Annotated in this window: 9 protein-coding genes; 6 read left to right on the plus strand and 3 right to left on the minus strand. The window is 57.1% G+C overall.

Annotated features, from left to right (window positions below):
* Positions 1-3: 3 nt before the first annotated feature.
* On the minus strand, positions 4-399 hold the full coding sequence (locus BUA42_RS02505) for a hypothetical protein (RefSeq protein WP_072776102.1): 396 nt from the start codon (positions 397-399) through the stop codon (positions 4-6).
* Positions 396-2,855 carry a zinc-dependent metalloprotease gene (locus BUA42_RS02510; RefSeq protein ID WP_178346835.1) on the minus strand — a complete coding sequence of 820 codons (2,460 nt, stop codon included), beginning with the start codon at positions 2,853-2,855 and terminating at the stop codon, positions 396-398. Before BUA42_RS02510 ends, BUA42_RS02505 begins: the two co-directional genes overlap by 4 nt.
* Before the next feature lie 732 nt (positions 2,856-3,587).
* On the opposite strand from BUA42_RS02510, the gene nanR reads away from it, so the two are divergent.
* The 6 genes from nanR to BUA42_RS02540 all read left to right on the plus strand — a co-directional run bounded on the left by nanR (position 3,588) and on the right by BUA42_RS02540 (position 11,417).
* Positions 3,588-4,325 (plus strand): transcriptional regulator NanR, encoded by a 738-nt coding sequence (gene nanR / locus BUA42_RS02515; protein WP_072776104.1) that lies wholly within the window; start codon positions 3,588-3,590, stop codon positions 4,323-4,325.
* A 180-nt stretch (positions 4,326-4,505) separates the two neighbouring features.
* On the plus strand, positions 4,506-5,762 hold the full coding sequence (locus tag BUA42_RS02520) for a ribulose-bisphosphate carboxylase large subunit family protein (protein ID WP_072776105.1): 1,257 nt from the start codon (positions 4,506-4,508) through the stop codon (positions 5,760-5,762).
* A gap of 2 nt (positions 5,763-5,764) precedes the next feature.
* The gene (locus BUA42_RS02525) at positions 5,765-7,111 is read left to right on the plus strand and encodes a four-carbon acid sugar kinase family protein (protein WP_245818941.1); all 1,347 of its coding nucleotides are present in this window, start codon (positions 5,765-5,767) and stop codon (positions 7,109-7,111) included.
* Positions 7,108-7,944 carry a phosphogluconate dehydrogenase C-terminal domain-containing protein gene (locus BUA42_RS02530; protein WP_072776107.1) on the plus strand — a complete coding sequence of 279 codons (837 nt, stop codon included), beginning with the start codon at positions 7,108-7,110 and terminating at the stop codon, positions 7,942-7,944. Before BUA42_RS02525 ends, BUA42_RS02530 begins: the two co-directional genes overlap by 4 nt.
* Before the next feature lie 508 nt (positions 7,945-8,452).
* A complete protein-coding gene (locus BUA42_RS02535) occupies positions 8,453-9,430 on the plus strand; it encodes a TAXI family TRAP transporter solute-binding subunit (RefSeq protein ID WP_245818942.1) in 978 nt (325 codons plus the stop codon).
* Positions 9,431-9,503: 73 nt separating this feature from the next.
* Positions 9,504-11,417: a TRAP transporter permease gene (locus BUA42_RS02540; protein ID WP_072776109.1), complete on the plus strand. Its 1,914-nt coding sequence runs from the start codon at positions 9,504-9,506 to the stop codon at positions 11,415-11,417.
* 344 nt (positions 11,418-11,761) lie between these two features.
* On the opposite strand, the gene BUA42_RS02545 is transcribed toward BUA42_RS02540, so the two are convergent.
* Entirely contained in the window at positions 11,762-12,397 is a 636-nt protein-coding gene (locus BUA42_RS02545) for a tyrosine-type recombinase/integrase (RefSeq protein ID WP_072776110.1), read from the minus strand.
* Positions 12,398-12,430: the final 33 nt, after the last annotated feature.

Below are 12,430 nucleotides of genomic sequence, written 5' to 3' on the forward strand. Positions count from 1 at the left end.
CTCCTATTGGCCAAGGTTTTCGAGACCGGACGTATCGATGCCGGACATGATCTTGCGTGCGTCAATGCCATCCGCGCCGTGGTTGCTTCCCGCGCCAGACGCGATGGCCGCACCAATTGCGCTGGCAATTGCCTCGTTTCGCGCTTCGGTATTGCGGCATTGAATGAAGCCGTAATCCCAACCGGTCCGGTAATCGCCTCCAGCTGCATAGGCAGAAGTGTTCTGAACGCGTTGTGAGAATACATCTCCGCCTGCGCGTTTTCCGCTTGGGCATCCGTCGTGGTAACCCGCAACATAGGTTTCTGAATACCCGTGCTGACGCAGAGTTTCTTCGCTAGACTGAGGTGCGCTGCACGCCGTGAGTACAATGCAAACCGACATAAGTGCGATGGGTTTCATGGATCATTTTCTCCGGAAGGTGTTTCGGTTTCTTCGGCATCATCCGGTTCGATGCCGAGCAGCCGTTCGACATCCTTGAAAAGCCGCGTTGCCAGCCCGTCTTCTTGCGGGGCCAGTGCCTCGACCAGTTTTTCCAACTCAGCGGCCGCCGCCGCGTCGATACCGGTGTCGGTCAAACTCGCAGTGCTCAGATCGACAAGACCTTGCGGGAAACCTAGGAGCGCCAAAATCTCGGCGGACGGATCACCTTCATACAAGGGTAGGGCCTGAAGCAAACCAACATACTCCGCCAGTGCCGCGCGTTTTGGGGAAGGCATGTCCTCAATCGCCGTGGCGTCCTGCAAAAAGGCATCGGTGATCGTTGCCAACATCTCGGCCACGCCGAAATCGCGATCAGGTTGAAGTTGGTTTTGTGTGTAGACCAGGCGGATTATTGATGGGTCCAGAAGGCTTGCCACGATCCTGCGCGCCATCGCGTCGGCCCCTTCCAGCCCGCCAACAGGTCGGAACTCTGCCAGCAACTGCGGGTCGGCAAACATATCGAGCCCGGAAATACCGTCTGACATCAGGTAGGTCAGAGCGGCTTTCTGATCTTCTACGCTCACGTATCCGGTCGGCAAACCGTCCGATGCGGTCGATGTCAGACCGCCGACCATCTGGGTCACGCTGTCGATGGAGCCGAGGTAGCGTTCCTTGGCCTGGTCAAAGACCCGGCCCATCGTGTCGCCTTTTGTCGGCGATGGGGCAATAGCATCTGGCAAGCGGGCCAGAGAGCTTTGAAGGGCTGCAATGCCCGCGCGGGTAGCCTCAATGCGATCTGCACCGATGTTCTCGGTCAGAATGCCCGGATCAAAATGTCCATAAACCTCTGACGGCAGCTCCCCGGCACCCCAAACCAGTTCGTGTTGATCGGTCGATTCGGATGCAATGGCGTCCAGCGCGTCGGCGTCGAGGTTTGGCGTGTACCCCCATTCGATTGCGTGCGTGTCATAAGCACTGATTAACGGAAAGAACTGATCGATGCCATCTTCAGGCCGCGCGACATAGTTAAAGCGGCCATACGCCATGATCGAAGATGTTGATCCCTGTTCCGCAACAAAGGCCGCATCGCGCAGCTGGTCCGTGCTCCACGCCGTGGAGGCATGGTGATTATGGCGCAGCCCAAGCGTATGACCCACTTCGTGGCTGACTGCATATCGCAGGATGCGGCCCTGCACCTCTTCGGGAAGTGGGAGCGACTGCGCGTGCGGATCAAGGTCCGACATCAGCAGGTAGTAATAGTCTGAAAAGACGTTCAGCACGTCAGGCCAGACCAGAATATGCGCTGAAATGATCTCACCCGTGCGAGGATCGTGGACATTCGGCCCAAGGGCGTTGGCAATCGGCTGCGTGATCCAGCGGATGACATTGTGGCTGGCGTCGTTGATGGACCAGTCGGGGTCTTCAGCTGGCGTCGGGGCGTCCCGTGCCACGATGGCGTTGGAAAAACCTGCTGCCTCAAACGCCGGTTGCCAGTCTTCAATAGCGGCGCGGATATAAGGCCGCCATCTTTCGGGGATTTCCGGCGACAGGTAATAAACCAGCGGCTCCGCCGGATCAGACGGGCGCGGGGCATTCGGATCGGCGTGTGTAAGACGGTGGCGCAAAGCGAGTTGCAGCACACCGGCGGGCGATCCGTCATCACCTTCAAAGTCAAGCACTTCTGTCGCGAAGTACCCCACGCGCGGATCAAACCGCCGCCGCTCCATCGGGTCTTCGGGCAAAAGCGTGATGGTATGGGCCACCTCGACCGACAGCGCGCGATCTTGCCCCGTCTGGTCCTGCGCCATGAAAGTGAGATGCGAGACGAGAAAGATGTTCGTCGGATGGGCCGAGGCTTGGGCGATGTAGGATCGCGAAGGGTCTACCGCAATCGGCGTGATCCCTGTGCTACTCAATTGGCCTTTCACCGAGTAATCGGCAATGTCCGAGGTGAATGGCGCCGTCGCATCCAGAAGGATCCGTCCGTCCGAATTTTCTGCCAAAACATCGAAGGAGAGCAAGACCGGACCAATCTGCGCGTTTGCGAATGCAATATCGATTGGCGTCATCTTCAGATCATCGGTGGGAAACCGCTCCGTACCACTTGTGCGGATCGACCCGGAGGAGAGCGACCGCACAAGCACGCGGTTTCCCTGTCTTTCAAGCTTAACCGCGCGCGTCGCGATCTCGGTTCCGGCCAGCGAAATCGCGTCCGCGGGATACCGCGCCACCTCGGCAGACCAAATCAGCGTCCGGTCAAATACTTCGGGCGGAAGCGACAGATAGTGCTGCACGTCTTTCGTGAGAATTTGAACGGGCCCGGCGCTGATCTCGGCACCCGAAACGATCTGCTCATAATCCTCTGTGGCCTGCGCGGACGTGGGCAGGGGCATGAGATGGCAGAGAACAATCGCGATAGCCCATGTAATTCTCATAGATATCCTCACGAACCAAAATCGGGCACAACCGACAAAGATGTGTGTCATACTCGCTTGAGTTGAAAAGACCGCATTTTTCGGTGATCTTCAAAGGCTTTGTTTTAACTTCACCAGTATTCTTTGACCGGGAAAACAAGGTCTGAGCACCCACGCTCCCTTTTCGTCACGAAAGACAAGCACTTTATGGACCCTAAATTGCATCGGAGAGCGATTGCATTTGGCAGTTTTTGCAGTGACTTCAAGCAACATCGAAAAAGGCGGATGCCCTGTACTGCATTGTGTAGGGCCATTCTTGCAGCAAAGAACCGCAATCGTGGGCCTCGTTCACGCGTCGAATTGCCTTTTTTTGGGGAGGTTCCGTAATGACTATGCACGCGCAATCGTACCAACTTGGGATCAGACGACGAAGGATGCGTCCGCCCCAAAATGACCGTCTCGCACGAGATAAGGTTAACGTCTGCTTCCGGGAAGCTGCAATGCAGCATTGAAGCGCACTCTCAGCGTCTGATAAGGGCCGTCCCCTTCAGAGCTCAAAGCAGCCACAACGGCTGGTGATTTCCCGAAGTTACAATCGCATAAGGGCAGATGGCATTCATCGACCGGAAGAATTGCCTACGTGGTTTTGGTGCGGAAGCACCAAAGCCTCATACGACCCTCAGGTCAGCTTGTTATACCAGTTAAGCGGATATAGGCTCGCTCAGAGGTAACTCAGAGGAAGTCAGCGAAGCAATGGCACGCTACCGTTCAAAACAAACAGAATTTGATGTCGAGCCCATCACGCGCCAAAAGCTTTCGGATCAAGTGTTTGATCGGCTTTGGGAGATGATCGTGTCCGGAGAACTCAAGCCGGGCGATATAATTCCGTCTGAGCGGAAGCTAATGGAAAAATTCGCCGTCGGTCGTCCCGCTGTCCGTGAAGCTTTGCAGGCGCTGGCGAATAAAGGTGTCATCACGATTTCGCATGGCGAACGGAGCCGCGTGAATGAGCTGAGCGCCAATATTGCGCTGGACCAGGTGGATGATGTGGCGAAATTGCTTTTGTCGGCTGAGCCTTCCAACTTGGAGCATCTCAAACAAGTTAGGAAAATCCTTGAAGCGGGCACCGTGCGCATTGCAGCGGAACAGCGCAACGACGAGGACGTGCGTCAACTACGCAAGCTGGTCGATAAACAAAAGGGCCAACTGAACAATCCCAAAGGGTTCATCGAAACCGACATCGCGTTTCACACGGCAATCGCCAATGCCTCGCGAAATCCTGTGTTGCAAGCGGTGACGCGCCCGATGCTGACGTGGCTATTTGAGTACTACAAGCCTTTGCTTCACTGGTCTGGTCGCGAAGACACGACCCTGTTGGAGCATATGAAGTTGGTCGATCACTTAGAGGCCCGCGATGCGGATGCTGCGGCAGCTTTGATGCGTGAGCATCTGGACCGATCTGATCCGCTCTACACGAATTCTGAGATCTGATTTCTCATCCGAGCGGATGAGACAAGGCTTGACTGTCCGCCACAGTGTTATACTGATCATACCAGTTAGAGTTGAGCCTGCATTGATCACCAAACAGACTTACTGTGGTGAGCGACATCTGCGGGACATGGGGAGGTCCATCATGCGCCGTAATGACTGCACTTGTCCCGGTAGGTGCTCATGACCGATCCGATCCGCATTGAAGCCGACTACCTGATTGAAACAGCCTACGTCCCTGAACAGGCCGCAGAAATCATGGCGGGCGAGCAGTCTTCTGGCACATTCCGTCCGGTTCCAGGGGAGACACCCGAACTGAAGGAACGCGCTGCAGCACGAGTTGAGCGGTTGACGTCGATGGGTACGTTTGAAGCACCATCCTTGCCCGGTGCTTGCCAACCTACTGATGGCCAAAACTACCAACGCGCGCATGTCACCCTGTCATGGCCGCAAGACAACCTCGGACCATCCTTGCCGAACCTGATCGCGACGATCGCGGGCAACCTTTTCGAACTAAAGCCATTCTCTGGCCTGCGTCTGCTGGATGTGCGTCTGCCATCGCCCTTTGCTGCCGCCTATCCCGGGCCGAAGTTCGGAATCGAAGGGACACGCAGACTTGCCGGTGTCGAAGGCCGACCGTTGATCGGGACGATCATCAAACCCAGCGTTGGACTTAACGCCGAAGACACCGGCGCGTTAGCTTCCGAACTCTGCCAAGGCGGCATCGACTTTATCAAGGATGACGAATTGCAGGCCGATGGTCCCGCGTGCCCGTTCGATGATCGGGTGCGTACCGTGATGGCTGCGGTCAACGCGGCGGCGGACCGCACAGGCAAAAAGACCATGGTGGCTTTTAACCTGACCGGCGAAATTGACGAGATGCGTCGTCGCCACGATCTGGTTCTGGCAGAGGGTGGCACCTGTATCATGGCGAGCGTCAATGCAGTCGGTATGTCAGGCATGATCGCGCTTGGACGTCACACGCAACTGCCAATCCATGCGCATCGGTGTGGCTGGGGCGCGCTGACGCGGTCCCCCATGCTTGGTTGGGCCTATCCGGCATGGTCCAAGCTTTGGCGATTGGCCGGGGCGGACCACATGCACGTCAACGGGATCGACAACAAGTTCAGCGAAGACAATGACAGCGTCATCGCTTCGGCTCGGTCCCTGTCCGATCCGATGTTCAAGGCCAACCCGATGCGGGCCGTGCCAGTTTTTTCTTCGGGCCAAACCGTGCATCAAGCCCCTGCCACATTGGCAGCAGCCGGATCAGATGATTTGCTCGTGACGGCAGGTGGCGGCGTCGTCGCGCACCCGGATGGCGTCGCGGCTGGAGTAACTGCGATGCGAGAGGCGTATGAGGCGGCCCTGTCCGGCGTTGATCTGCAGGCCTACGCCAAGGATCATCCAGCCCTCGCCGCAGCGCTGAAAGCCTTTTGATCGTGACCGCCCCGCTGCTTACCTTCTATGGCGACGACTTCACCGGCTCGTCCGCGGTGATGGAGGTGCTGAGTTTCGCTGGTATCCCCACGATGCTGTTTCTGGAAGCTCCGGACGCCGACGTTCTGGCCCGCTTTCCCGGGTTGCAAGCTGTCGGGGTGGCCGGGGTCGCGCGCTCAAAAGACCCTGCCTGGATGCGCGCGCATCTTCCAACCGTTTTTGAAGGTTTGAAACAGCTTGGCGCGCCGTTGATGCACTACAAAGTCTGCTCGACCTTCGACAGCGCACCGGACATTGGCTCTATCGGTGTGGCGGCGGAAATCGGGAAACAGGTCTTTGACCCTGATTGGATACCGCTTGTCGTCGGCGCGCCTGCGATTGGGCGGTATCAGGTCTTTGGGAACCTGTTCGCGGCGGCGGGGGATGCCGTTCACCGACTTGACCGTCATCCCGTTATGTCGCGCCATCCCGTGACCCCCATGGATGAAGCAGATCTGGGACGGCATTTGTCCCACCAGACCGAATTGCGCACAGGTTGTGTCGATTTCCGTGCCATGAAGACCGGACAGGCGGATGCGGCGTTAAAGTCGGCCCTCTCTAAAGGTGCTCAGATCATTGCGATGGACGCGATGGACGACGCGACCTTGCAGGAAGCCGGACGCATGATCGCCGAAGGCAACACATCGTTTGCCATCGGATCCCAAGGGGTGGAATACGCGCTGGTTGCCCATTGGCGCGCGTCAGGTCAGCTGGCGCAGGAACATGCAACGCCACGGCTCAGTACGGTTGATCAACTTTTTGCCGTCTCCGGTTCTTGTGCGCCGACAACTGCCGCGCAGATTGACCATGCGCAGGCCAAAGGGTTCGAAATCCTCGACTTTGACGCCGCGCAAGCGGTCGACCCGAACGCGCTACAGGCCGAGACGGATCGCGTGCGACAGACATCATTGCAGCTCCTGTCCGAAGGCCGAGATGTTCTGGTGACCTCTGCACGTGGGCCAAACGATCCGTCCCTCGCGCGTATGTCCGAGGCAATAAATCGCGCCGGGATAAGCAATGCTCAAGCCAACGAGTATTTGGGGCAAGCCTTGGGCAATCTGGTTGCAGACATCCGGCTTGCAACAGGGTTGCCACGCGCAGCAATCGGCGGCGGGGATACGTCAGGCCACGCGCTGACCGCATTGCAGGCCGACGCGTTGTCGGCAGTCGCACCTCTCGCACCGGGCGCACCTCTGTGTCGTATCCACAGCGCGCGTGCGCCACAGATCGACGGCCTGGAGGTCACGTTAAAAGGGGGCCAGATGGGCGCTCCGGACTTCTTTATTCACGCAAAAGGAACGACAACATGACAAGCATCGCTCTCTTCGGCGCAGGTGGCAAAATGGGCGTGCGTCTGGCCACGAACCTCAAGACGGCGCCATACGATCTGCTTCCGGTCGAAGTGAAACCCGAAGGTCAGGCCCGGCTTAAAGCGGAAACAGGATTGACCTGTGTAGACCAAGGGCAAGCCCTAAGCGCTGCCGACACCGTAATCCTCGCCGTGCCGGATCGGGCCATCGGCAAGGTGCTTTCGGGCTTTGTGGATGACCTAAAACCGGGCACCGCCGTGATTATGCTGGATGCCGCTGCCCCCCACGCCGAGACATTGCCAGAACGCGACGACATCACGTATTTCGTGGCCCACCCGTGCCACCCTCCGCTGTTCAATGACGAAACCGACGCGGCTGCCAAGACAGACTACTTTGGTGGCATCGCGGCCAAGCAACACATCGTATGCGCATTGGCGCAAGGCCCCGAAGATCACTATGCCAAATGCGAGGAAATCGCCCGCGTCTTTTATGGTCCTGTCATGCGATCTCACCGCGTCACGGTCGAGCAGATGGCTCTTCTGGAACCAGCGTTGTCGGAATCGGTCGGGGCAACTTTTGCCAAAGTCTTGAAAGACGCCACAGATGAGGCAGCCCGCCGGGGCATCCCCTATCAGGCGGCAGAAGACTTTTTACTTGGCCACCTGACGATCCTCTTGGCCGTGGCCTTTGGTGTCCAGCCCGGTGGCAAACTGTCGGACGGCTGCATGAAGGCCATCGAAGAGGCCGAACCCGTGATCTTCAGGGATGGGTGGATGGACAACATTTTTTCAGCCGAGGCGGTGAAGGCGTCTGTGAAATCCATTTGCGATTGATGAACGTTGGTGGCTTTCGGCGATCATTCAGCCGGACGTACTCAACACACAGATCGGCTTGCACAGCACAGGTGCCGTGAAATAGTGGATTGTTTTGGACCAAAATGGCTTTGGGGAAATCTGCTTGGTCAAAAGCTTCCAGTGCCGCCGTCGCGCGTGGTCACGCGTTAGCAACAGCTGTATTTACAATAGCCCGATTTGTCCGCGTCGCAGCCATTTCGGCCTTAGATATGCTGCGCAACCGATCAAGGTCCGCTTTGGGGAAGCTGCACTGCGGCAAAGTATCTCGCGGTGAACGGCTGGTAGGGGCCGTGAGTGTTTACACGAACTGTGCGCGCATAGCGGCAGATCGTTCTCAGATCGATTTGTATGAGTTCAGCACATCGTCGAGTCTGCAGTTTAGGTTATTTGGACCGCTCATCTGTGAGTGGTTCCAAAGGGTTCTCTCCATGGTTTGCGAATGCATTTGCATTCGTGTGCATTGGGGTTCTAGACTAAAGCCATAAACATGAATTGGGAGGAAGCTATGAATACGTTTACGAAGATGGCTGCTGTCGCCGCGATGGTGCTTGCCACACCAGCAATCGCGCAAGAGCGCCTGGCACTTGGTGCAACTAATGCCCAATCGTCCCATTACGCATATTTTGCCTCGCTCGCAAAGATCATCAACGAAAGCTATCCGGACAAGTATCAGGCAAGCGTGGTTGAGACTGGTGCAACCGTCGACAACCTGAAGCGGATGGCGCGGGGTCAGTTGGATGTGGGGCTTATCACCACGTCCGCCTTGTTCCATGCGAACAATGGCATCAAGACATTTGATGGTGAACAGATCGATTCACCTTTGCTGTGGGCCTACAGTCTGGCCCCGCAGAATGTAATTGTGCGTCGGGATGCGGGCGTAAATAGCCTCGAAGAACTTGCAGGTACCCGATTTGGCCCGGGTCAGCGTGGTAGCTCGACTGAAGCCACTAGCCAAGAGGTGCTTTCGCTGTTCGGGGTAGAACCGGAATGGGTGCGTGGATCAAACGGCGAACTGGCAGCTGCGATCAAGGACAATCGCGCAATTGGCTTTATAAAATCCGCTGTTGGAACACGCTTTGATGCGCTGACCACGGATATTGCGACATTCACACCGGTACAGGTGCTGCCGGTTCCGGAAGACAAGATCGCGATGATCCGTGAGCAACTCCCCGAGCTGTCCATTGTCGACATGCCCGGCGGTGACATGGAAAACACGGGTCCGTACCAGACCTGGGGCTTTATGATTGGTGTCTCCGCGCGTCCAGATATGCCAGATGAGGTTGCTTATGACCTGGTCAAAGCGGTTATGGAAGACGATGTCGAGCAGGTCACGGCGTTTCCGGCTATTGAGGGCGCGAACCTTGCCGAACTGACGCTGAACTATGCTACGTCGCCCTTGCATCCTGGTGCGATCCGTTGGTTTGAAGAAAACGGGTACGACGTTCCGGACCGTCTGCGGCCATAAACCTTAGCTGAGCGGCAATATTTTAACCCGCGCATTTCTTACGCGCGGGTCATGCCATCTAGTGGGGGGCCAAATGGCAACGCAGGACATCGATCCAGACGCAGGCATTGACGACAAAAGCGACAACTCGCTGCGCATGCGCGCTGCTGAGGCCATCGCGGTTGGTATCGGCCTTTTCGTCTTCTACACGTCGTTCTTTGGTGCCTTCGAGACCCTCATTCAACGGGCCTCGTTTGTTGGTCTGATTGTCATCATGGCAATACTGCTGTACCCCACTGGACATGGCAAACCTTGGCGCTGGTTAGGCATTGTGGTCGACCTCGCCATGGTGGGCTGGGTGATTGTATCAGCGATCTACGTTGTTGCGAATTTCGAACGCATTATGGTCGATCTGCCGTTTGCCGAACCCTTGGACGCGTGGTTGGGCTTTGGCACATTGATCGTCATCCTTGAACTGGCTCGGCGTACGGCATCGCTTGTGTTTCCGATTATTGTCGGGGGCATGGTGGCGTACGCCTTCTTTGGTGACGTCATTCCCGGCGCATTTGGTCACCGGGGTTTTGACATTTTCTACATCACAGAAGTGATCTTCTTGTCCGACCGGGGCTTGTGGGGCATGTTGGTCTCCATTGCCTCCACAACACTTGCCGCGTTTATCCTATTTGGCGCATTGCTGCTGCACACTGGCGCAGGGCAGACGTTTTTCGACCTATCCGCGCGAGCCGGCGGAGCAAGCCCAGGCGGTGCTGCAAAGATTGCGACCATCGCGAGCGGATTGTTCGGGTCGATCTCGGGCTCATCCGTCGCCAACATTGCAACCACCGGTAACTTTACCATCCCATTGATGAAACGCTTGCGCTACCCGGCACCCTTTGCAGGTGGCGTCGAGGCCGTTGCGTCCACCGGAGGCCAATTGGCCCCGCCCATCATGGGCACAGCCGCATTTGTCATGGCCGAACTTGTCGGTGTGAACTACTGGACCATTGCCGCGGTCGCTTTCATGCCCGCGTTCCTGTTCTATCTGGGTGTCTTTACGACGATCCACCTGATCGCCAAGCGCACCCACCTGGGCCAAGTGGATGCCGACGACCTGCCTGATTGGAAAGCCGCACTGAACTGGCAACGACTTGCCCCGATCCTTGCTGGCATCGCAGGGCTTGCGTGGGGCATCTGGAACGGAAACTCGATCCAGTTGACCGCCTGTTTTGGCATGATCGGCATAATTGTTGCATACACCATCGGCACAATGGCCGGCGGGGGCACATGGTCTGAAATCGCGGCGACACTTCTACGCGCGTTTCGCGATGGGGGCAAAGGAGTTGTCATCGTCGGCATCCTGCTGGTGGCGGCACAAGTCTTCGTGGCGATGGTAAACCTGACCGGTGTCGGCATTGCCGTCACGTCCCAGATCATTGGCATTGCGGGGGGTAACATCTGGGCAATTGCGGGCATCATGGCGGTGGTCTGCCTGATTGCCGGGATGGGACTTCCCACCTCCGCTGCCTATGTGTTGGTTGCCGCCGTCTTTGCACCTGTCCTCATCCAACAGGGCCTGGATCCAGTGATGGTGCACCTTTTCGTTTTTTATTACGCGGCGCTTTCGGTCATTACACCACCGGTATGTGTGGCGGTTTTTGTCTCGTCTACCATTGCGCAAGCTCCGTGGACGCAGGTGGCTCGGGATACGCTGCGACTTGGCGGCGTAGGTTACGCTCTGCCCATGCTGTTCATCGCCTATCCTGGCTTGCTGTTGCAAGGCGGCCCAGAGGCCATTGCACACGCGGCGTTTTCCGGGGTTGTGTTTGTCATTGCTGTGGCTGCCTTGTCCGCGAACCAAAAGGTCCCCGTCTTGCGGTTTGCCTCCGCGTTATTCTGGATCGGTGTGGCAGTGATCGCGCTATTACCAGGGTGGACGGCGTCAATCATCGCAGCCGTGCTTCTCATCGCCGCCTTGCGATGGCCCGAGCGCCAGGCTGTGTCCGTTTAGATGCTTCAATCAATCTGGCTACTCGGTGTGAATTTGATGAGCTCTTTCTTGAACGGAGCAGCGTTGTCAGTTTCTCGAAAACATGGCCAGCCTTACAGCGTGGACAAAATCTGTCAAAGAAAACGTTAGTACTGAAGCGGTTGGCAAAGAAGTCGACTTCTTTTGTCTGAATCGCCATTGGCAATAATGCCTGTCTCTGCAAAGAATCTTTAGCAATGCCGGTATGTGTGACGCGATCGACAGTGCAGCTGCAGCGAATTGCGGCTATGCGGGCTGCGAACGCAGCAGCTTGACTGGTCGGTCAATGGCAGGAGCGGGCCGCCCGCGAAGGCAGCCCAACTTGGTTAGATTTCAATCGCCTCTGCGATCGCGAGGGCGTCTTCGAGCTCAACCCCGAGATACCGGACTGTACTGTCCATCTTGGTATGGCCGAGAAGAAGCTGGACCGCGCGCAGGTTGCCCGTCTTCTTGTAGATCTGCGTCACCTTGGTTCTTCGCATTGAATGGGTCCCGTAGGCGCTTGCCTCAAGGCCGATCGATGTCACCCAATCTCGGACGATCCGGGCGTACTGCCGGGTCGAGATATGCAAACGCTCATGGAAGCGGCCTGGCCAAAGATACTCTGACCCGACCATCAACTCATCCTCCATCCACTTTTCGACGGAGGCGCGCGTGCCCTCGGATATCTCGAACCGTACCGGCTTCTGAGTTTTGCTTTGCAGGACTGAGGCGCGCTCCTTGATCTGACCAGATGCCATTACATCGACGACTTTCATCTTCACGAGATCACAGCCGCGCAGCTTGCTGTCGATCGCCATATTGAACAATGCAAGGTCACGATGGTTCTCGGCGAGTTCAAGGCGAACCCGGATCGCCCAGACATGCTTTGGCTTCAGCGGACGCTTTTGACCGACAATCCGTCCCTTGTTCCAGGCTGGGCGAAGCGCACGAATTGCAGGTAGGGTAGGGGTTGGTTCCATGACTGATCCTCCGATCCACCGCATGCCACCCCA

The sequence above is a fragment of the Marivita hallyeonensis genome, from assembly GCF_900129875.1.
GTDB lineage: Bacteria > Pseudomonadota > Alphaproteobacteria > Rhodobacterales > Rhodobacteraceae > Marivita > Marivita hallyeonensis.